This window comes from Bacteroides sp. MSK.20.82 (genome assembly GCF_019052485.1).
Classification (GTDB): domain Bacteria; phylum Bacteroidota; class Bacteroidia; order Bacteroidales; family Bacteroidaceae; genus Bacteroides; species Bacteroides thetaiotaomicron.
Window position 1 is genome coordinate 200940 of sequence record NZ_JAHQUN010000002.1, and the last position, 21765, is coordinate 222704.

24 protein-coding genes are annotated in these 21765 nt (G+C 49.8%); all 24 read right to left on the reverse strand.

Annotation, left to right across the window (positions count from 1 at the left end; all coding sequences use genetic code 11):
• Nucleotides 1-33: 33 nt before the first annotated feature.
• The 24 genes from KTR07_RS02875 to KTR07_RS02990 all read right to left on the reverse strand — a co-directional run bounded on the left by KTR07_RS02875 (nt 34) and on the right by KTR07_RS02990 (nt 21759).
• Nucleotides 34-5526 carry a helicase-related protein gene (locus KTR07_RS02875; RefSeq protein WP_117981148.1) on the reverse strand — a complete coding sequence of 1831 codons (5493 nt, stop codon included), beginning with the start codon at nt 5524-5526 and terminating at the stop codon, nt 34-36.
• A complete protein-coding gene (locus tag KTR07_RS02880) occupies nt 5513-5944 on the reverse strand; it encodes a DUF1896 family protein (protein ID WP_117981149.1) in 432 nt (143 codons plus the stop codon). Before KTR07_RS02880 ends, KTR07_RS02875 begins: the two co-directional genes overlap by 14 nt.
• A 139-nt stretch (nt 5945-6083) precedes the next feature.
• On the reverse strand, nt 6084-8213 hold the full coding sequence (locus KTR07_RS02885) for a type IA DNA topoisomerase (protein WP_117981150.1): 2130 nt from the start codon (nt 8211-8213) through the stop codon (nt 6084-6086).
• Between the two features lie 34 nt (nt 8214-8247).
• Entirely contained in the window at nt 8248-9642 is a 1395-nt protein-coding gene (locus tag KTR07_RS02890; RefSeq protein ID WP_117981151.1) for a DUF3945 domain-containing protein, read from the reverse strand.
• 500 nt (nt 9643-10142) lie between these two features.
• Nucleotides 10143-10346 carry a hypothetical protein gene (locus tag KTR07_RS02895; protein WP_048698103.1) on the reverse strand — a complete coding sequence of 68 codons (204 nt, stop codon included), beginning with the start codon at nt 10344-10346 and terminating at the stop codon, nt 10143-10145.
• A gap of 7 nt (nt 10347-10353) precedes the next feature.
• A complete protein-coding gene (locus KTR07_RS02900; protein WP_048698100.1) occupies nt 10354-10752 on the reverse strand; it encodes a ribonuclease H in 399 nt (132 codons plus the stop codon).
• Complete coding sequence (locus KTR07_RS02905; protein ID WP_048698098.1) at nt 10749-11279, reverse strand: hypothetical protein; 531 nt, start codon at nt 11277-11279, stop codon at nt 10749-10751. Before KTR07_RS02905 ends, KTR07_RS02900 begins: the two co-directional genes overlap by 4 nt.
• 160 nt (nt 11280-11439) lie before the next feature.
• Nucleotides 11440-12096, reverse strand: coding sequence for a hypothetical protein (locus KTR07_RS02910; RefSeq protein ID WP_121972029.1), 657 nt, complete (start codon nt 12094-12096; stop codon nt 11440-11442).
• Entirely contained in the window at nt 12093-12392 is a 300-nt protein-coding gene (locus KTR07_RS02915) for a hypothetical protein (protein ID WP_121972133.1), read from the reverse strand. Before KTR07_RS02915 ends, KTR07_RS02910 begins: the two co-directional genes overlap by 4 nt.
• Before the next feature lie 153 nt (nt 12393-12545).
• Nucleotides 12546-12956, reverse strand: a complete 411-nt coding sequence (locus tag KTR07_RS02920) for a hypothetical protein (protein WP_048696743.1) — start codon at nt 12954-12956, stop codon at nt 12546-12548.
• Between the two features lie 42 nt (nt 12957-12998).
• On the reverse strand, nt 12999-13271 hold the full coding sequence (locus KTR07_RS02925) for an LPD28 domain-containing protein (protein WP_254306526.1): 273 nt from the start codon (nt 13269-13271) through the stop codon (nt 12999-13001).
• A gap of 20 nt (nt 13272-13291) precedes the next feature.
• The gene (locus tag KTR07_RS02930) at nt 13292-13948 is read right to left on the reverse strand and encodes a hypothetical protein (protein WP_217315036.1); all 657 of its coding nucleotides are present in this window, start codon (nt 13946-13948) and stop codon (nt 13292-13294) included.
• Complete coding sequence (locus KTR07_RS02935; RefSeq protein ID WP_121972032.1) at nt 13945-14286, reverse strand: hypothetical protein; 342 nt, start codon at nt 14284-14286, stop codon at nt 13945-13947. The genes KTR07_RS02930 and KTR07_RS02935 overlap by 4 nt, the downstream gene beginning before the upstream one ends.
• A gap of 59 nt (nt 14287-14345) precedes the next feature.
• A complete protein-coding gene (locus KTR07_RS02940) occupies nt 14346-14702 on the reverse strand; it encodes a hypothetical protein (protein ID WP_146352278.1) in 357 nt (118 codons plus the stop codon).
• Nucleotides 14703-14721: 19 nt separating this feature from the next.
• Nucleotides 14722-15024 (reverse strand): hypothetical protein, encoded by a 303-nt coding sequence (locus KTR07_RS02945; protein WP_217315038.1) that lies wholly within the window; start codon nt 15022-15024, stop codon nt 14722-14724.
• A gap of 147 nt (nt 15025-15171) precedes the next feature.
• Entirely contained in the window at nt 15172-15396 is a 225-nt protein-coding gene (locus tag KTR07_RS02950) for a sulfate transporter (RefSeq protein ID WP_121972035.1), read from the reverse strand.
• A gap of 21 nt (nt 15397-15417) precedes the next feature.
• Nucleotides 15418-15771: a hypothetical protein gene (locus KTR07_RS02955; RefSeq protein ID WP_217315040.1), complete on the reverse strand. Its 354-nt coding sequence runs from the start codon at nt 15769-15771 to the stop codon at nt 15418-15420.
• Entirely contained in the window at nt 15772-16122 is a 351-nt protein-coding gene (locus KTR07_RS02960; RefSeq protein WP_121972036.1) for a thrombopoietin receptor, read from the reverse strand.
• Nucleotides 16119-16790 carry a tyrosine protein kinase gene (locus KTR07_RS02965; RefSeq protein ID WP_121972037.1) on the reverse strand — a complete coding sequence of 224 codons (672 nt, stop codon included), beginning with the start codon at nt 16788-16790 and terminating at the stop codon, nt 16119-16121. The genes KTR07_RS02960 and KTR07_RS02965 overlap by 4 nt, the downstream gene beginning before the upstream one ends.
• A gap of 140 nt (nt 16791-16930) precedes the next feature.
• Nucleotides 16931-17803 (reverse strand): DpnD/PcfM family protein, encoded by an 873-nt coding sequence (locus KTR07_RS02970; RefSeq protein WP_217315042.1) that lies wholly within the window; start codon nt 17801-17803, stop codon nt 16931-16933.
• Nucleotides 17800-19704 carry a hypothetical protein gene (locus tag KTR07_RS02975; RefSeq protein WP_217315044.1) on the reverse strand — a complete coding sequence of 635 codons (1905 nt, stop codon included), beginning with the start codon at nt 19702-19704 and terminating at the stop codon, nt 17800-17802. The genes KTR07_RS02970 and KTR07_RS02975 overlap by 4 nt, the downstream gene beginning before the upstream one ends.
• Entirely contained in the window at nt 19691-20281 is a 591-nt protein-coding gene (locus KTR07_RS02980; protein WP_032534407.1) for a hypothetical protein, read from the reverse strand. Before KTR07_RS02980 ends, KTR07_RS02975 begins: the two co-directional genes overlap by 14 nt.
• A 130-nt stretch (nt 20282-20411) precedes the next feature.
• Entirely contained in the window at nt 20412-21080 is a 669-nt protein-coding gene (locus KTR07_RS02985; protein WP_217315046.1) for a hypothetical protein, read from the reverse strand.
• Between the two features lie 88 nt (nt 21081-21168).
• Nucleotides 21169-21759 carry a tyrosine-type recombinase/integrase gene (locus KTR07_RS02990; protein WP_217315048.1) on the reverse strand — a complete coding sequence of 197 codons (591 nt, stop codon included), beginning with the start codon at nt 21757-21759 and terminating at the stop codon, nt 21169-21171.
• Between the last annotated feature and the right edge of the window lie 6 nt (nt 21760-21765).

The window sequence follows — 21765 nt, forward strand, 5'->3', positions numbered from 1 at the left end:
CGAATTACAACAATTGTAGTTCGTCCTTTTGTTTTAGATTTTCGGTCTGACGATAAACACCTTTTCTGCCAGAGACGGCGGCAGTCCGTCCATAGAGGGCTGTGTAGCGGAGATACTCTGCCCGCTGCTTTCCAACGGTCTGTCGGTTTGAGCCGCAGAGGTGCTGACGGAGGGAGCGGTGACAGTCGGCTCAATCGGACGTAACCGTTCCATTTCTTCCGTCTTTCCTTCGCCGTCCTGCATCATCTCCGCAGCTTCTTGCTCACTCTCTCCCTGCTCAATCGGTTTTAGGGAAAGCTGTATTTTGCGATCAAGGGCGGCAAGTTCCGTTTTGAGGTCTTTGAGCTGCTCTTCCTTCTTCCAGGAGCCGTTCACCACCTCCTGCAATACAGGAATATCCTTGGCTATCTTTTCCGTGTCTGCCTTAAACTTCTCAATCAAGCCGGGTATCTTCTCCAAGGCATTCAGGAAATTCATACAGGCGAGTTGCGGGTCTGCCGCTATCCTGCCGTTGTTGTAGCTGTACTTCATTCCGCTTTCTCCCATCACGAAGAACTTGTTCTGCGAAAGGTCGAAAAGGTCCTTGGAGGAAGACTCCGTCTTGACCACGAGGTTAAATCCGTAGAGTGTTCCGATATTGAAATACTCTCCCCGTGTGCAGGCTTTCTCGTTGATTTCCGCGAGTTTGGCAGCAATGCGTTTCGGGTCGCTGCCTTCCACTCCTTTGAGTGTTATCGGGTTGAGTGTGTTTCCCTCTTTGTCTTTCTGTACACGGCTTTGATACAAGTCCCAGTCGCTTTGGAAACGGGCTATCAATTCCTTGTTTCCGTCCACCGTTCTCATAACTTCGTCCAATCGGCTTCGGGAGGATGACTTACTGCGAATGAACGCCTGCCGTTCGCTGTCCAAACCCGCAATCTTCTTTTCCAACTTTGCCTTTTCCAACAAATCGGTATTTCCGGAGAGGATGGCAACGTATTCGGAAAAATTCATTCCCGATTTCTCGTCCATACTTCCCTCATCAATGGTACGGCTACCCATACGGTTATTTTTAAGCTGTTCGATGAACAACTGCTTGTTATATAACAGGTTGAACTTGTAGCTGTCAAGCGATTTTTCCACCGCATAAATGATGACATCCACCTTGTTGTCCGCATGAAACTTGGCGACTTCGTTTCCTTTACGCACGGCTCTGCCGTCCCTCTGCTCCAAGTCGGAAGGACGCCAGGGACAGTCAAGATGATGAATGGCTACGGCACGTTTCTGGGCGTTCACACCTGTGCCGAGCATGGAGGTGGAACCGAACAACACGCGTATTGTTCCCTCGTTCATGCCTGCAATGAGCGTCTTTCGTGCCTTGTCAGTCTTGGCTTCCTGAATAAAGCGTATCTCCTGAGCAGGAATGCCGTGATCTTCCACCAACTTTCGTTTGATTTCGCTGTAGGGATTCCACTCGCCCGGCTTGTATGTGCCGAGATCGCTGAACACAAACTGCGTTCCTTTCTGCTCATTGAACTTCCGGTAGTACTCCGCAATCTTGGCGGCACAGTGGGAGGCTTTGTTGTCCACATGATCTCCGTACTTGTTAGGATCAATAAGCCTCAAATCTAAGCTCATCTTTCGAGCCATGTCCGTTGCGATAAGCATCTTGGCTTTCTCCTCTCTATCGGAGAGTTTCTCTCGTCCTAATAATTCTGCATTGCCCGTCTTGGCAAACTCCACCAACTTGGCTATGAACTCCTCCTGTTCGGGTGTGGGCGGGATATTGTGCATGATTTCGTTTTTCTCGGGTCGGTCAATGCCGATGTCCTTTGCCGTTCGATAATCGGTGATTTGAGCGTAGAACGCCGCCAACTCCGGTACTTTGATAAAATAGCGGAAACGCTCCTTCTGCACAATTTCATTGGTGACGGAGAACTCATAGTCCACCGACTTCTTGGCGAAGATGGCAGCCCATGCGTCAAAGGTCTTGATGTTCTGTGCTTCGAGGGCTTGGGGACGCAGGTACTTGAACAGCAGGTACAACTCCGTGAGTGAGTTACTGATGGTTGTTCCCGAAAGGAAAGTGGCTCCCAAGTCTTTTCCCGTCCGCTCCTGTATTGTGCGGATGGCAAAGAGCATATTCAAGGCTCTTTGGCTCCCCTCACTGTTGCCAAGCCCTGCCACACGGTCGTGGCGGGTGTTGAACATCAGATTCTTGAACGTATGCGACTCGTCCACGAACAGGTGGTCGATACCCATTGTCTTGAAATCCACTATATCGTCCTTTCGGTTCTCTATCTTGAACTTGATTTCATCCAGCTTCGCCTGCAAGTTCATCTGCCGCTTGACAAGCCCTTTCTCCATTGCACGGGAGATGCTGCGTCCCTGCTGACGCAGGACATCCAAGTTTTCCTCTACACTGTCCAACTCATCCTGAAGGATTTTCTGCTGTATCTCGTCCGACTGCGGTATCATGCCGAACTGGTCGTGCGTGAGGACAATGCAGTCCCAGTTGTTGTTCTTGATGTCGTGGAAAATCCGCTGCCGCTTATCGGGCGTGAAATCGTTCTTGCCCGGATAGAGCAGCTTGGCATTCGGGTAAGCCGTTTGGAAGGTCTGTGCTATCTCCTGCACGTTGGCTTTGAGAGCGAGTATCATCGGCTTGTTTGCCAAGCCGAGCCGCTTCATCTCATAGGCAGCCGTACACATAATCAAGGTCTTTCCTGCCCCTACCTGATGGTCACATATCCCCCCTCCGTTGAGTTTCAACATCCACACAGCATCTTTTTGGCTGCCGTACAAACTCTCGATGCCCAAGCCTTTCAGGTTGAGGTCGGGGAATGTCTGATGGGAACCATCATACTGAGGACGCACAAAACAGTTAAAGGTATTGTTGTAGAGTTTTTCCAATCGCTCCTTGAACTCATCGCTCTGCTCGTTCAGCCAATCGGTAAAGCCGTTTCGGATCTCGTCGATTTTGGCGTTTGCCATCTGTATGGCTTCCGTGTCCCGTACTTTGACTTCCTTGTCTCCGACCATGATTTTCTTGGTAATGTCGGGCGTCGTATTCAGCAGGGCATGCTTCATCAGGGCAATGCCGTCGTATCGACGATGCTGTCCCCGTACACAGAACCTGTCCCAGATATTGGCATTGTGCATCCGTGCCTCCACGGAATACTCGTCCGCACTTGAATTGTAGCGTATCGTCACCTCCGTGTCGAAAAGGTGCGAGGCATAATCGGAGTAGAGATTTACGGGAATCCATCGCTCCCCGAAGTTGAAATCCAAGTCCACGAAAGGAATCGGTTCGGGGATGGCATCCTTCAGTGCCTGCAAGGAGGCTTGCGCCCTTGCGTCCTCCGGATGCTCCAAGAGATATTGTCCGATACGCTCCGATGCGGCAACCACATTGCCCGATATGAACTTCTCGGCGATTTCATATTCTCCCTCCAAGGGATTGTAGGAAATCCTGCCGTGCAATTCGGAGAGCATCTCTTCCTCGGAGGTGTCGGGAAGCAAAGAGAGCATATACTCGGTGTCCACCGCTCCGAATTTATTGAGTGAAGCCGAGAGCGCCTCTTGGGCATTGCTCACCTCTGTCACCTCGTGCAGGCTGAAAGAAACGGGCTGACGGAAAATATCGGCTTTGAGCGTTTCTTTATCCACCTTCCGTTCCAAGAAAAGGATTTCCCTGCCACCGGCATCCATCAGGATCTGCTCGTGGTTCTTGCGGTCGTTCAGATACCCGTACTGCCGCACGAAACGGTCGTACAGTTCATTGAGGTTCTGTCGCAAGGATTCATTCGCCACCTTGCGTTCCGCTTCATAATCATAGAGCGCGTGGTAAGCATCCCGCAAGTCTATGTAGAGCAACATTTTCTGTCGCTCTTGGGACGGGAGGTCTATGGGCTGGAACATTCGGTTGTCCTCCATATCACGGACAAGCATTCCGACCTGAAAGTCCGAGGCAAGCAGAGAGCCCTCTTTGAGGTGTTCGTGCCATACTCCCTCATAGGGACGCTGCTGCATCCCTTTCTCCTTGTCCTGCTGCCACCACAGCTCGTTCGTGTCCCGTAACCTCATAGCAGTTTCTTGTGGCTTTATTTCGATAGTGGGAGAAGGAGTAGAAACCACAGCACGTTTCACAGTGGCGGTTTTTCGTTTGGGCTTTTCCTCCGGGATAACATTGCCGAAAAGGTCGAGCAGTTGTACCTGCGGGGTGACACTGCTTCGGGGATGCTCCACAGGCTGTTCCTCTCTCGGTTGCACCACCTCTTTGTGCGGTTGCTCCTCTGTCGAAGCGGCTAGCGTAAGCGTAGGCTCTTCCTGCTTGACTTCGGGAGGAACGGAAACGGCAACTTTGGGCTGCTCCTGAATGGAGATATGCTTTTGGTACAATGCCTCGTCCAAGCGTTTGGCTAAATCTGCCCGCAGGATTTTACCCATATCGGTGGCGATGCCTTCCGCTCCGCCCTCGTGATGGAACAGAATGGCAGGCTTGCCGTAAGGGTCGGTATCCTGCTTCCACTCGGTGTGCACGATTTGCGACATGCTTCGCAGATAGGTGTTGAACAGCACTCCGCTGGGGCGTTTCTCGCTCTTGATGAAACGCTGTTCCTCTTCGGTCAGACTTGTCTTTTCGCTCTGCTTTTGCAGGACGATAAGGTCACTGCCCACTTCCGTTCCCGCATTCTCTGAGAAGAGATTGTTGGGCAGACGAACTGCCGAAATAAGGCGGGTATGGCTCATCAGCCACTCCCGTACCGGCTCGTTTGTCGGGGCATTCATGACGCCTTGCGAGGTGATGAACGCCAGCACGCCACCCTCGCGGAGCATATCCACCCCCTTGACGAAAAAGTAATTGTGCAGGGACATGCGGGCGACCTTTCGGGCTGGTTCGTCCGTCTTGCTGAAAACAGGGTCGAAGACGGCCACATCTCCGAAAGGAATGTTGCTGCTGACCACATCGAAATAACCTCCGAGCTTGGATTCGATTTCCTCGAAGCCCCGGATGCGTATCTTGTCTTCGGGATGCAGGACGGAGAGCATCTGTCCCGTAAGGATGTCTTTCTCAAAACCGAAGGTCGTATGCCCTTCGGCTGCAATGCCGTCAAAAGAGCGGATGAACTCGCCCATTCCTGCCGAAGGGTCGAGGATGCGTTGGGGGACGATGCCAGCCTCCTGTAAGGAAGCGGCAATCTCCCGCACTATGGGCGCAGGAGTATAGAAAGCGGTCATCACGGAGTTTTTCAGGCTCTGCATATAGCTCTTGTATTGCGACTCGGAAGCGGTGTTGTCCCGAATGATGCGATGCAGCTCCATCACCAAGGGGAAAAGTTCCAACTCCGACTTGTTCCATCGGGCGATGTCCTCCATCGTGTTGGCAGGAGAGAGGATACACTTCAAAGCCCCGAAGCCCGCATAAGCCCGCAACACCTCCATTTCCTCCTCCGTTGCCGCGCGCTGTTCCCGATGCAGGGCAAAGACGGTCTTAATGGCTTCTATATTCGCCCTTAGGTGCTCCTTTTTGTTATAGTGTGCCATCTTCTTCGAGTTTTAGTTGGACAAAACCCGTAAGCTCCGTATAGAGGGAGTTGTATTCGGGCGTATAAGCGAACTCGTCCGAAATCGGATACTTGGCGAAGATTGCTTCCAAGAGCGGGCGCAGGCGGATGGCGGTCTCCCTGACCGCTTCGAGCGGCACTTCGGCGGAGAACTCGTTCCAAAGCACGGAAGAGATGGTATCGTGACGGGAGAAGTGCAGACCCGCATAGAGCGTCTTATTGGCAATGCCGATACATTCGGCTATGGGAAGTCCGGCATCGAAGGCTTCGGCATAGGCTTCGGAAGCGGCTGCCGCACGCTCTTTGACAAAAGGAATGTCACCGGCTTTTTCGGGATGGCTTTCCCGAAGAAAAGAGAGCAGGGAAAGCTCGTAGTATGAAAAATGAATGGCTGTCATTTTGAATGATTTTAGTGAGGTATATAATGCAAAGGCACTCGACGTCCCCGCCGAGTGCCACCACTAAAATCCGCAGTAAAAACAAGATGATTGTTTATGACCGCATCATTCAGTGGCAAAATTAGCAAATTACGGGGATTTACCTTCGGGATTTGCCCGTTTTCTTGCGTTCGGGAAAGACAAATACCGTCTTGAACTCTCCATCCAAGGAGAGTGAAGCCTCGAAGCTCTTGCCCGTTTTGGAGGTAAAGCCCTTGATGATGCCTGTCTCCCCGTTCACCGCCAATTGCGTCAGCTGCTCGTCCGTGAGGCTCTTGCCCGCCACGCTGCGGAAAAGCGTCAGCCCGCAATCGGGATCGGAACATTTGGCACATCGGGGATAGAAGACCAGTGAGCCTTTGTCGCATTTGGGGCAATGGATGTCGCTCTGTTTCTTGGGAAAGAGGATTTTGGAGGAGAGGAGTTCGTCGGTAATCTGTGTGGCATAACTTTCAATACCCTTGCGGAAGTCCTGCTCTTTCAACTCTCCCCGTTCGATTCTCGCCAAGTCCGCTTCCCACTGTCCGGTCATTTCGGCATTGCCGATTTTCATCTCCCGGACGATGGAATAGACGGCAAGTCCTTTCTCCGTGGGAACGAGCGACTTCTTTTGGCGCACCATGTACTCGCGTGCAAAGAGGGTTTCGATGATGGCGGCACGGGTAGCAGGCGTGCCGATGCCGCAATCCTTGAGCTGTGCACGCAGTTCCTCGTCCTCCAACTCCTTACCTGCCGTCTCCATAGCAGCCAACAGCGAACTTTCCGTGTGCAGCGGTTTGGGTTTGGTTGTACCCTGTGCCAACGAACTGGCACAGAGAGGAAGTTGCTTACCTTCCTCCCATTGAGGGATGATGATGCCTTCTCCGTTTTCCCGACTTTCCCGTTCTTCGGCTTCCGCCTGCTCCTTGTCTTTTTTCTTGCTGTTTTTGAGAACGGCACGCCAACCCTCTTCCTTGATGATTTCACCTTTGAGGATAAACTTCACATCCTCGCAGACGGCAGTAACCGTACTGACATCTTTCACGCAACGGGTGGAAAAAGCTTCGAGCATACGTCCGGCTATCATATCGTAGATGACCGCTTCCTCTCCAAACATGTCTATCGGCTTCTTGCCCGTGATGAGCAGGGCGTGGTGGTCGGTCACTTTCTTGCCGTCCACCGAATGTGCGTTCAGTTCGGTCAGTCGGCGGGCATGGACACCCCAAACGGGGTGGTCGTGCAAAAAGGCTATCAAAGCTGGAATTTCGGCAAAGACATCTTCGGGGATATGGCGGCTGCCCGTGCGTGGGTAGGTAATGTATGCCTTTTCGTAGAGTTTCTGAGCCAAGGAAAGGGTCTGTTCTGCCGTGTATCCGTATCGGCTGTTCGCTTCTTTCTGCAGGGTTGTCAAATCATACAGAAGCGGTGGCTCCTGTTTGGTTTCCTTGCGCACAACTGTCTCTACAGTGGCATAAGGAGCCTGTTTGAGTTTCTCGTACAGGGCGGTGGCTTCCGTCTTATCGAACCAGCGGTCGGCAGAGGAGAAGCGGAAGCTCTCATCACCTTCCCTTACGGCAAGGCTGAGTTGCCAGAATGGCTGTGGCTCGAACTTCTTATGCTCCAAGAAACGGGAGCAGACCATACAGAGGGTCGGGGTCTGTACCCTGCCCAAGGAGTAGGTGCCTCGCCCTGCCGCTATGGATATGGCTTGGGTGGCATTGATGCCCACCAGCCAGTCGGCTTCGCTGCGGGCACGGGCGGCATAATAGAGGTTGTCATACGCCGCTCCGCTTTGTAGATGGGCAAGCCCCTCTTTGATGGATTTGTCCGTCAAGGAACTAATCCACAGACGGTCGAACGGACGGGGAATGCCCAAGTATTCGTAGATAAAGCGGAAGATGAGTTCACCTTCCCTTCCGGCATCGGTGGCAACGATAATGCCCTCACATTCCCGGAAGAGTTTTTCGATGACTTTGAGTTGGGCGACTGCCGTAGCATCGGCTTTATAACCTTTACCCTCCTTAATCTGGCGGGGAATAAGGGTAAAGACGGGAGGAAGAATCGGCAGGTTCTCTTTGTGGAACCCCTTGATGCCGTAGGCTTCGGGCATGGCTGCCGTTATCAGGTGTCCCAATGCCCACGTGACGGCATAGCCGCCTCCTTCGATATAACCCTCTTTCTTGTTGGTTGCCCGAACGACACGGGCGATTTCACGAGCGACGCTCGGCTTTTCTGCTATGATGACTTTCATTTGTTCTTACTTTTTGGATGTTAGTGGTGGCGGATTAGATTTTCATTCCCTTGGAACGCTTCTTCTCTTCTTCTTTTTTTTCTTGCCCGGCGGCAGGCTCTGTCTGTCCCTGCTTGAGCGGCTCCCTCACATGCTTGGTAGCCTCGTTGGTCTTGCCTTCGGAATTGACGGCGACCTGTGTGCGGGAAGCATTGTCGGGAGTAACCTCCTTGGCTTGGGACTTGTCGGGATTCCATTTGAGGAAGTCGAACTTGTTCTTCTCGAAGTTCGGGCGTACATAGGCATTGAAAGGCTCTCCCTTCTTGTCGATAAGCCCGGTCATATAGACCGTCTGACCTGCTTTGAGCTTCGCTTGCTCTTCGGGAGAGATGTCGCGTCCCAGCATCTTCTTGGGGACACGCAATTCTTTCTGCTCCGTTTGTTCCTGTCCTTCGGTGGCTTGCCTTTGGCGTTGTTCCTGCTTGGGAGAGCCGAAACGAAATTCAATCGACCGCTTGTCGGCATTGAATTGGAGGTTGGCATTGAAATGCTTTCCCGTTTTGGAGGTCATGCCCTCCACATAGATGCTTCTGCCTTCCGACAACTCCTTTTTCTGCTCGTCGCTCAGCTTCACGCTCTTGATTTCATCGGGGATGCGTACCCTGTCGGCACTCAGGGCGATGATGTCGTTCGTCAGGCGGTCGATGCTCACGAAGCTGCGGGTCGGCTCATCTTTGCCGGGGAAGGTCAGCTCCACGGTACGACCGAGGTTGCCCGTTTCTCTGAGGGCTTTCTTGTCCTCATCGGTAAAGGTATGCCCGAAGAACTCGCGCTCCAATTGAGGTTCCTTGCGGATGGCGTGGACAACAGGGATAAATGTCCCGTCTCCGGAGACTTTCAGAGAAAGACGGGCATCGGTGTAAAGAGAGACTTCTCCGATTTTAATAGCGATGGGAACAAGCGGAGTCTTGCGGTATTGAAGCAGGTCATCAAGATGCTTGCCTTTTTCCAGACTCTCACGGTTTACGCCCATCTGCTCGAACTGCTCCCACTTCACCTTATCGGGGTCAATGCCTTGAAAAGACTGTTTTTGCTCTCCTGCATAGTCGGAAGGATTGACACGGGCGGAGTCCAGCATCTCCTTGTTGGAGGGGACATCCGGTGCTTTGAGCATCTCCGAGAGTACGCGTGCGCTGGCAACGGCACTCTCAAAGGGGACTTTGAAGAAGTTCAACGGTGTGGGATGCTTGAACTGACGCATGAAGTTGGAAAGGAAATTCTCCAGCGCATTGCTGTGCTTGTCGAACTTCAGGAAGCTCTGTTCATGCTCTGCGGTGGGCGGAACGGTTTTCAGTTCTCCTTTCTCATCTGCTCCGGCTACGGCTCGGAGGCTCTCGTCCTTCTGTTCCTTGACCAAAAGGACTTCCTGGTCTTTGTTTTTTTCGTCCATATTACAATGTATTTAATGACACCAACAGCGGTGCACGGACAAAAGTAAACCAAAGAAACAGTGTATGTTAGAGGTTTGAGATAACTGCGTACTTGTGGCGTCGATATGGATAGAAGTGGCAAAAAAAGAGGTACGACTCAAAGGCAAACTTTTTTTGTTTGATAATTGATTGATAACCAACGGTTAGTTTCGCTTAAAAAAGCTAATCTATACTTATAAGCATACATAGCGGGTTTCAATAACCAACTGATACTGAAGACAAAAGTATATAAAAAAGTCGGATTGTAAAGCATTGGAAAAGAGCTTTTTTTATCAATCAAGGAAATCAAAAAGTGTATAGAGCAAAGTGGCACATGTACGGTATAGATAATTCCGTACATGTTCCACTTTCTTAATTTCCTGATTTGCATTGATTTACATTAATAGTTATTATATACTATTATTTAACACTGCTAAACATTGATTTTGCTTGTGGAGTGTATTATTGTCCACTTAAAGAGTCAGGAATATCTCCTTGAAACGGGTTTGACGAGCAGATCGATGTACTCGTGTTCAAGAATATGTTCCATTGCCTTGTATATGGGCATCTTTTCGATACCGGCAATCTTCAGGGCTTCCATCTTGATAGTATTCTCGATAAGCAGTAGGTAGTCTTCCTCCTTCAACTCGACATATTTCTGTGACTGTGATTTTAATTTTGCCATATTGATTTTATTTGTTTTGGAAGTCGGCCGGAATCTCACCCCACAGGCGATTGTCCCAGTACAGCACTTCGATGTCCTTGATTCTTGCCTCCATCACTTTGAGGAATATCTCCGCTTTCTGCAATGCCGGGCATCTGCGTGAAGAGACCGTCTGTTTGTTACGATACCATATGATGGCCGTAATGCTGTCCGAGTAGATTGTTCGCGGAGTCCCCGGATGCTCTAAAATATACTTGACAGCTGTCACAATACCGAGAAACTCCCCGATATTGTTTGTCCAGTTGCCAATTGATTCCGAAAAGAGTTCCATTCCGGAAGAGAGATCAACAGCCCGGAAGCGTGTCAATCTCTCTTTTGCCTTATGGGTTCCATCGGTCGCTATGCCTACCTTTGGTTTTCCTTTCATTTGCTTCTTCCCGAATGTCCATTTTTCGTATAGATGAATCCGTCAGATTCCATGCGTCGTACCAAAGCCTGTGCTTGGTTCAGATAATCGTTGATTACACTCTCCTGATGCCTGATATCCTTGCGTCCTTTGAGAATTTCCAATACACCGTCTATTGTACGGCTCATAGCACTCTTTCCATCCTTGGGATCGAAGAAAATCTTTTTGTTGCCGAATGTCACAGTTACTTGATACAACGTTTTCGGGACAATTATTGTTTCCACATGCGCTTGAAACAAGACAGGGGTAGCAGCAACCACTACGTACCCTTTGGCGTTGTGCATAGGTTTCAACTCTACCGAATAGAGGATGTTTGGCTCAATAGTTCCTTTCAGATCTTCTGAAAGAACACATATTTGTTTGCCAAATCTTGAGTCTTCACGAACTCCCATCAATTTACGTGTTTTGGAGTGGCGCGAAACGAATCCGATCAGTTCGCCTGTCCGCTCCGATTTCGCAAACTTCAGTTGCGATTTTTCCGATGTCATATTACAGGTCTTTCATATTCAATCTATTACTTTCAATTAACAATATGTCTTTAATAACTCACTTTGTCATGCAAATATATATCAAATAAGTGTGTTGACAAAGTGTTTTAATCATTAGTTTTCAGGGAATTATGTACGAATATATAGAGAAAGGCTGCACTTAGTACAGTCTTTCTTCCTCTGTAAAATGGCTGAAACGCTCGTCTGTATCAGAAGTTTGCAGAAGATAACGGCATTTCCAATACCGGTAAATCCGTCCGCCGTTAGGTATATAGTAATTTATATCGTTGGCGTTCAGATATTGGTTACCCTGTTCTGTGCCGTGGTGCATCCATCTGGCACATCCCGGCAGATTAGGGTTGTCCCGGACATAAAAATCCATCTTCTCTTTCCCTGTCACGAAAATGTTATGTACGCGGATATCCTTGTCAATCGGAAACCTGTAAACATATAGGGCGAAGTCGCAAATATCCGTCTCCAAAAGATTGTTTCCAAAATGTATCGGAGCTTCCTTTTCCAGACTTTCAAAACCATTCCGTACGCTTGTCCGTGTGCATATTTCCGCAAACCGTTCATCCGTTACAGGTTCGGCTGTTGCATATACCACCCGGAAGCCATTGTTCGTACTGTCCCTGACCATGACATGGGCCACTATCTCGGAAGATTTGTTGATACTGTTGTCCATTGGATCAGTCTTATCGGGAATACACATCCGTAACAGCCCTACCACAATGACAAGAAATACCAATATCGCCCGTGGACCGATTGTGGTTGTCATGAAAACAAACTCATCAGCCTGCTTTCTTAACTGTTTCATAGAATTTTGAGGATGTGGCGGCCGGATGCCCCCCGAAATTCGGACACGCATACTTCATGTCCTGCATCCAACAACCGGTTTCGACATTCCTCCATGGCAGTATCTGATATCCTGACAGCAGGAATATTCGCCGCCGTCATCTTGAAAAGAGGCGCTTCCATGATCCGGGTAATCGTTTCGGCGTCTTCAAAATACGCTTCGTATGAATCACCTACATGGAAAAGGGTAACGGTTTCCATGCCATGCTTTTCTTTCATACCTCCGTAACACTGACGGATAATCTGTTCCTTTTTCATATAATATATGTATATGGTTTGGTGTCTGCCAAACATAAAAAGCGCCTGCAACCAATTCAGCTGTTGGTCTTTCGTCCGAAAGGTATATACAGACTTTTTTATTGGGCAAATATACAATAATTTGCGGATTCGCCCCATTTTTTGTAAGCGGAACTATTTTCTCATTTTCACCTCCCTTTTTTCAAACTCCTCGCTGATGGTTTTAACGAGTTGTTTCATGTTGTCTATCCTATGGCTTTTACCACAGGCCTTACCATGGAACAGAGGTGTAAAAAACAACCCAAAGTCCTCGTTTATAGAAAATCCTCCAATAAGTACAACGCCTGCCTTAATACGGTAATATTTCCCGTACATGGCGTACTCATCCGTGGTTTTGGTAAAGCCATACTTCGGTAACAGTTCCGGTAGCATATCAAGTATCGGGCGTATAACCTCTTTAAGAAAGCTCGGACTTTCTTCCGTTCTTTTCCTCCTGTTTCCTTTTCTGTCGGTATTGTTTCCTTCCGTATGGTAAAAAGCCTCAAAGCGTTCACGGTATTTTTCTGTCAGTTCTTTAATATCCATTTCCATCGTCTTAATTATACTCTGCAAGCCATTCGTCCAGTGTTATGGAATCTTCAAATCCGTACTCTTCAATCCGCACGTAACCGTTTTCTCCCATGACCAGCTTTTCTCTTGTAAGGATTGTTCGGCATGGTTTACCATTACCTCCGGTTCAATGGTCGCAAAACGCCCGCCATCATCCGACTCCCGGATATCATACGCATGCCCTTCCGGCACGGCATTGCGGTCAATCCTGAAATTGGTGAACAATGCCGGCATACCGTTGACAGTCATAGAGTCAAAGCTCTCGTCTTGAATATTTCTTTGGGTAATCATATTAAATTGTTTTGTGGTTATTACTTATGCTCGGGAAGTTCAATGGCCCGAACCCAATTATCCTGGTCATTGAACATCTCGTCATTGATTCTTGCCGTGAACTCCAGCGGTGTCATCTTTTCAACCTCTGTATGCGGGTTGTTCTCGTAATCGAAAATGATCTCCTTGTCAGGAGCGTCACGTCCGAAATCATCCATAGGGAAAGAGAACACCCACACCTCTTTGACCTCGTCTTTCCCGAGAAATCGTTTCAGGTTGTCCGTGTAAGCCGAACATCTGTCCCAGCCGGAGTCCACGAAAGCGGAGATCTCCGCCTCCGTTTTATCCGTGCTTTCTTTCAGGAAAGCGACGGCGTTCTGTTTCCAGAGTTTCTGCCCGACGCATAGCTCCAGATACCGTTCCCAAACGGTAACCAGCCAGTCGATATTGATTTCGTAAAGATGACGGCAGGGGAAACGCTCACGGCTGTCGGGATTATAGAGCATGCAGCTCCCGTCCGGCCTGATCTCTTCCAGCTTGTACGCGGTATATACCGGTATGCCGTGATGTTCATCGTCCTCGCCTTCCTCCTCGACATAGACCGTGTGGGGCAGCAAGCCCTCCGGCATTTTTGGAATCGCCCTGAGATTGGCGATAATCTCCTGTTCCAGTTCTTTCTGTTTTTCCTGTAATTTCATTTTCTGTCAGTATTTAATTGGATTTTGCCTTCTTTGAATAACTTCTGTTTGTAGCGCCGGTATTCACGGATAATTTCAGTGTGCTTTTTTCGGTCAGGCTTGTACAGCCCCTTCGCCTTGCGTTTATTCAGCAGCTCCCTGTTACGCTTCTCCCTTTCGGGATTCACGATGAACGTAATCAGGCGGCGGCTTACACCGTACTCGCGTGCCAGCCGGCGCTGACTGACATCTTCCGTCATGTAACGGTGGAAAATCTCTACCCGCTGTTCGGGTGTCAGTTTTTGCCTGCGGTCATACCGTGTCCCGCAAATGGTTATTCCCGTGCTTCTGTATGGCATGGCTGTGTCTGTTTATCGTTTGCATTCCATGAATAAAAGTCGTAATAGCCTGATTTTTTTTACAGTTCATATCTATTTGATTTTGATTTAATTCTTGACCAAACAGCATTTCCGTTGTATATCAACTCATTTACGCTGAATTGCCCATTAGTGTACAGAGGAGTACTTCCAAACGCATCTATATTTCCGTCCATTTTCTTATTACCACAGATGTATATTTGAATTTTACCGGACTTCTTCGCCTCTTTAAGTAAAGCGGAAACACTTTCATCATTAACGCAGTGCCTACATTTTTCGTTTATCCATACAGATATGGAAGTTACTTCTTTTTCATAAGCACATCCCATTCCATCGGAGGCATGTGCTACTAAAACATCTTTATTCATTACTAAATTATTTATATCTTTTTCTTTCATGTCATTTGAGAGTTTCTTGTCACAAACAAGTTATCGTTGGTTCTGAGTCAATGTCAATTTCAATCGAAGCGTACTTTATAGGGAAGTAATATTCAACACCCTTACCATTAGCCATATAATAGTGGAGATTTCCCTCTTTTATCCAACACTCACGTACCGGAGAGTTATTAATACTTACTATCCTGTTGAGATTGGTTTTTACCTTTTCTTTCTTGTCCTGAACGGCCAACTTAGTTTCTTCATTTTCGCCTTCGATTGCATCTTGAATTTGTGTGTCAAGGCCAATCGGCGGTAATGTGATTTTTGTAGTTTGTATTTTCATTCTTAATTCTTTTGTTGTGTATTAATCGATAGATGCAACCATTCGGACAAATAGGATTGGGAATAATCTGTTTCTCCATGATTAAATTCATTCCTGTTTTTAATACTTCTGATTCCATACTTTATCTCCTTTTTGTTCGTATTTAAACTAAAACATTGATATATCGGCAGGCCATTTTTCCACGTCCGTATCTATAAGCATATGCGTGTATTTATCCGACGGGTATTTCTTTTGTGCCTTAAAAGTCGCTTCGATATAATTTTCCGCTTCTACAATAAAGTGTGGCATCTCATCTATATAATCTCTATAAGTATCTCCGTCCTTGTCGGTTATCCACTTATATTTAAAAATCTCAAAGGTATAATATGCCATTCATTTCTATTATTAGTGAACTTATACTGTTGAGAAAATTCCCAACAGGTCTTCGGCGGTCAGGGGACGGAGGGAAACGGCGTTGAACTCCTGGACGTCGTCCTCGTGTATATCCCGCACCCCTACGGTCGGATTCTCGCTACTCGGCCGTAAGCATATGACTTCAAACAGCATTTCTTTGCGGTAATCCGCCGGTCCGTCTCCAAAACTTCGGCGTATCGAACCGACCACCTCGTCCGTCAGGCTTACGAAATCCCCGGTGCGGAATGATGGTGCCGGACTTGTGACGGGAGCCAGCATCTGCCAGTCCCTATGTCCTTCCAGGTCTTCCATAACTATTGTTTTGTATTTCCTGTCCATGATATGCCGTTCCATTTAATCGTTACTGTCATACCAGCCCTCGATCTCATCGAAATAGCCGTTCGAGTCCCATTCTTCCAGCAAGGTGGTCGGGTACGTCCATTCAAGGCTGTAAAACAGATCCTGGCACACCTCTGCATTACCCTTGCAGAGGGCGAGCAGTGAGTTATGCGTGAAACAGCCGTCACTGCTCTCCGGCACACGCCACCCCTCATGGTCTTCTGCCGCGTATTCGGGTATATAGCACACTTCATCGGGGCGGTTGAGAAAGGCATCCTCGTTCTTGTAGATGTTTCCTTCCCCTCCGTATTCCAGTTCATAGAACACACCTTCCGGCGTTTCTATCCTGTTGCCAATCTCTATCATAGCGTTACCGTTTCGTGGGTATATATAATCACCATCCGGGAGGAGAGCACCTTGTCGCGTACCGTGGGGTTGGCGATTGCCCAATCGGAATGGAAGTGCATGTCCGGAATGGATGCGGTGTCCACAATATCGCCCCCGTTTTCCAGATGGAGATAATCCGGCTGATACAGGTCGCAAAGGAATTTGCCGTCCGTATCGCTGATAGCGTATATCTTGCCGTCGAGTGCGGTCGTCATCTCCTCCTCGCTGCGGTAGACCAACAGGTATTTACAGCCGGTCTTCATCTCTTCCGCAATCCGCTTATGCAGTTCTTCAGGAGATAATTCACGCAGTCTTGACACGACCGCCCCGATACTTTCCACGGCATCGTAGCTGTCTAAGGCATCATGGCAGGTCGTTTCAAACTCCTCTTTCGGACGACCCGCAAAATTGATGGTACGGACTTCCTGCCCGTGCCCGCCGAGCAGGTAAAAGGGCGTACCGTTCCATTGTTCCTTTCTGACAGAGAGCGGCCGGGAGCATTCCCGTGTCTGCCGGTTCACAACGGCATACAGTCCCAGACTTTCCCCGCATTCCATACGCAGGATATGCCGGGCGAACTCCGTAAATGTCATGATTTTGATTCCTTCCCCGTTCGCCGTGAAGAAATCCTGTCTTGTCTGTTTCATAAATCCGTTTTTTTAAGAGTAGGTAATCGTTTTGTATAAGGGGTGGAATACTCACCTCGTTTTGAAAAAAAAAACCGCCGCGGCCGTAGCCGCGACGGCCCGTCATCATTATGGCATGTGATGAACAGGTTCTATTTTCGTTATTCGTCCTCGTAGTACGGTACGCCGTGCCTTACCACTGCTTTTTCCATTTCTTCCCACCAGATTTCACTATGGCGGTCATTGTCAAAATCTATGGGCTTTCTTGTGCCGAGCCGCAGCCGGTCCCGTGTCTCCATTTCCGTTTCGTACACAATCTGTTCCATCTCTTCGTCCGTAACATGGTAGGTATCGAACGGCTCCGGCAGAGATTCCAACTCCCTGCGTGACAGCTCGGATTGCCCGCAGGTGAAAACCTTGTCATAGAAAGCGTCATCTTTCGGCGGCAGTTCGGGTTCCTGTTCCGGTAGCACATCCAGATAATCCGACTCGTACAGGTAGTTTTCGTCGCGCCCCTGCGTCTGCCGGTTGTTCTTGAACTCTTCCAGATCACTTTCCGTCAGGCGGAATTCCTTCTTCTTACGCCGCAGGTACTCCATCATGTTTTCGAGGGAGGAGAACGGGGCTATGAGCTCCATGGAAGAACGGTTGTGCCAGCCATCGCTCCGGTACAGCAGGTAGACCTGCGGGCGGTTCCGGGCCGCCTCCTTACGGTATTCGCCGAACTTATACAGGGCGTTGTCGAAACTTCCGAATGCCAGCCGGACTTTGTCTTCGACGGATATGGACTCCCGGCATTCCTCGAAACGGCGTTGCACGTATCCGATGAAATCCACGTCTTCCAGAGTCTCCATGACCGTGATGTCATCAGTCGAGAGCGCGATGTCAGCTCCTGCGAAATTGTCGGCTGACAGCACGTGTTTCTCTTCATTGTATTCGTCTTCCGCCCTGCAGACGGCCAGACCGGGCGTTTCCGCCTCGATCTCCACGACCTTACGGAGCGTCTCTTCGATAGCTATCCGGTATTTTTTCATTGTATGATGTTTATTTGTTTCAGTTCACGTTTGTAGTTTCTCAATGACGGCTTGTGCCCTTTCTTCCTTACGATCTGGCGCATCTGTGCAAAGGTGTATGCCTTCTCCATGTCCAGACCGTAGTCCGTGGCGAATGCCGTCATTCCGATATAGCAGAAGCCGAACTTCCGGTGCAGCATGTCGGCCGTATAAGGAGTCATGTCTTCCGCCAGGGTTACGGGGACAGCCATTCCCCGGATCTTGAACTTCAAGCCCTCGATAAGGGTCCCGCAGTTGTCGCTGTGGTAGGTCAGGTTCCCGCGGCGGGCGCAGTAACCGATGGTCTCGCCCATGAAGGTGTTGCGGAAGATTTCCGTACGGTTCAGGTCCTTCAACTTCTCGACGCCGTAATAGCAGACCGCCTGTACGGCTTTCAACGCTTTGTCCACACGGGGTTTGACAAAGCGGGGGTCGTTTTCCGACACGATCTTTTCCAGCCACGTGCGGTGGAAGGTTCCGACAGGCACGTCGAACACCTTCTCCGGCGTGCAGTATTTTGAATCCGACCGCGTCATCATCAGATGTGCCGAGGACGGCTCGTATTGTTCTTTCAGGTAAAAGGCCAGACAGGTATTGCCGACTTTGCAGTAAGTATAGTCGTCACGGCTGTTTTTCAGCGACAGCATCGTGGTTCCCCCGCCGTAGAACTTCTCGGGCAATCCGGTCTGTCGGCAGAACTCCGTGAGGAAATGTCCGGGGATGGCATGTGCATAACTGCGCTCCCGGTAGCACTCCTTCGCCATTTGCGGGGTGATGAACCGTTTGGCAAAGTCACAGATATGGTAATGGCCGTAATCATACGCCGCTTGCGTGTTCGCGGAGGTCTGGAACTTTTTGGGCATCTGGCGGAACCAGCGGAAATACGTCCCGTGCTCCATGCAGTAGTCGACAAATCCCCGCGTCCATACATTTTCAGGAAATTCGGGGCAGTTGCCGTTTCTTCGGATGAATGCCTTGCACACTTCCACCGTGAGCAGGGATTGTTCAGTTTCCCCGTCGATATAGCAGTTCGTCTCCCGTTTGCTGTTATCGATGGCAATGACCAGTCTTTCCGGTGTCTTGAACCGCTTCGGAAGCTCCCCGAACATGTAAGGGTGTTTCTCCATCAGCCGGTCCGCCAGCATGTCGTCCAGATATACCGATAACGGCTTGAAAAACTGGGGGGCTGTGATGAAGTTTTTCCCTTCGGTCGAACAGACAGCCGCATGGAGAATCTCATAGGAATAGAACCGGGCGGGAACAAGCGAGAGGTCATGTTCCGCCATCTTGCGGTAGTATGCCGCAGTCTTGAAACGGGACGGCACGACGGCATCGGTAACCGTGCTCAATATTTTCACCCCGTCGAGCATCCCGTAATAGAACTCTTGAGTCTTTACCTCAACGGGGACATATCCGAGGATAAGCCCCGTTTTCATGACGGCGTCTGTCCTGCTGTCCGTGTAATACGGGTCGTAAATATAGCTGCGCAAGGCCAGGTATGCCAGTTGCACATCCCAAAGGCGTTCAGGTATGAAGGCGAGAATGTCGAAATCCCCGCGTCCGTTTCGGATGACCGCTTCTGCCATTTCTCGGGTAACCATTGCTTCGGGAACGGCCGTGATATTCTTCGGTTTTTTGCGCGTGGCGTAGTCACAGACAGCTCCCGAACGGTACGCCTCCGGAATATTGCGCAGCTCGAAGCTGTGCCAGCTCTCCGTGCTGCCCGCGATGATTCGTTCTATACGTCCGGGTGTGAGGAAACGTCCCGGAATATGGCTCAGCACCTCTATTTCCTTGCTTTCGACGGCTGCTTCCACGATCTCTTCCGTGAACAGGTGTTCCGGCAGCCATTCTATGGCCGATATGATGTTATTGTGCCGCATACAATTTCTTTTTAAGGTTGGACGAACGGACGATTCTCACAAGGCGGCACCCCCGGTAGACATAGAGTATCCTGGATTCCCGTTCGGCGAGTTCCTCAAGTCCCTGCCAGTGCTGCGGTGTATTTATCTTTTCGAGTCGGACATGGTTGTTCACATACACCGTGATCGGTTTCATGCTGTCATGGGAGGGCGTATCTTCGACGAAGAGCGGCAGTTCACAGTGTTCTCCCTTGTCCATGACATGCCATCTGCCGTTATCGAACAGGAGGCACGTGTCCTCCATGCGGCCGAAAATGTCTGCGTTGTCCGCGATGCGTGATGCGGATTGCCGCGGTGTTTCCCGTCCGTCACGGATCTTTGAAAAACAGTGGACGGTATCGCCGGTTCCTGTCCATTTTCCATAGGGTGACGGTCCCAGTTTTTGTATGTCGCCCAGCGACAGCAGGGCATCTACCCGTCTGTCATTGGGATAGAACACCCGGAGTTTCCTCACAAGGTCTTTTGAAAGCGTCTCATGGAGCGCCTTGATGTGCCGGACACTGCCGTCCGGCAACAGTTTTCCGATTTGTATGCTCATAATAGTGTTATCTCTTGTTGTTGAAGTATAGCCGGGTCGTCCTTCTTTCGATTGACAGTCCGGCTTGAAAATTATGATTTACAGAAGTCTTCGGACTGGTATCCGGCCATGTCCGGTCCGGAACCGCGTGTCATTCCGTCCTGTCGTCTTCCCGTCTTTTCATTTTCAGTTCCCTGCCGGTTGCCGTGCGGCAGAGCGGCAGTTTTCCGGAAGCGGTTTGTTTACATCCCTCGACGAGCCGTCCTTCGGACACCATTTTTCCGTACGTTTCCCTGATATATCGGTATGCCGGGGAGGTGTTCGAATAAACGGACTTCACACGGAGTGTCTTGACACGCAGCTTTTCGACGAGTATTTCCAGCACCTGCTCCCGGCTCTTGTATAGGTTGCGGCGCTTGGTGCGGAAGGCGTCGAAAAAGACACCCCCGATAGTCATGTCATGAGTCTCGTGGTAATACGCGAGTTCTTCCTCCTCCGTCAGGTCGAGAATCTCGCCGTAAGTGTCGGTGCGCAGGTACTGGAAAGTCGTTCCTTGCGTTAAAATCTTCTCGATGTGTTCGATTAAATCTTTCCTTACGGGACCGGATAGTTCTTGCGGGTGGCAGTAGAGCCGTGTCTTGTCCAGCACGACATCCGGACAACCACCGTACTTGCACTCCTCGATTGTGAAACCGTTTTGCGAGAACAGTCTCCTGATTTCGGCGAAGAATGCCCCTGTCTTTTCCTTTGACATTCCGCGTCCCCATTCGTAACCGGATTCGATACGGAAATAGGTGTCTATATATATCGGTTTATCCATTGTTTGCCATTTTGATTTTGATGTGTTACCATATAAAGTGTAGCCCGGCAACCTCTTGTCCGGTTTCCGGGCATCGTTGAAAATATTCTCATAGACGTATGGAATCGAACACTTTGTCGATGTCCTCCTGCGCCAGCCCGATGTAGCGCCGGGTGGTTTCCAGGTTGGAATGGCGGAATATCAGGTTGAGCAGGATCAGGCCCTCGGCCGAGCGTCCCATCAGCTCGTAGACATAGCGCCCGAAAGTCTTGCGGAAGGTATGTGTGGAGAATGCCCTGATCGGCAGCCTGTACCTTACCCTGAATACCTTGAGCAGCCTGTTGATGTATTCCAGCGAGTAAGGTTTCCCGGTACGCGGGCTGAGAAAGATGTACTGTTCGGGGGCGGGTTGTCCGAGCATCTCGTACAGGAAACGGTTCTTCTCCTGCACGTCCCTGTTGAACTTGATCAGGCGGTTTTTCTTTGTTTTCTGCTCGATGCGGGTCATGGTGCTTTTTCCTAAGATGTCTTTCCAGCGCAGGCTCCTCACGTCGGAGGCCCTGCATGCCGTGCAGAACGACAGCCAGCAGTAGGTCTCCCACAGGTACTCGCCGTCCTTCTCAAGCCCGCGGACCAGCCTGTTATATTCCGCTATGGGCAGGTAGTCGGCTGTCGTCAGTTGTCCCTTGATTCTTGTCACGTGGCA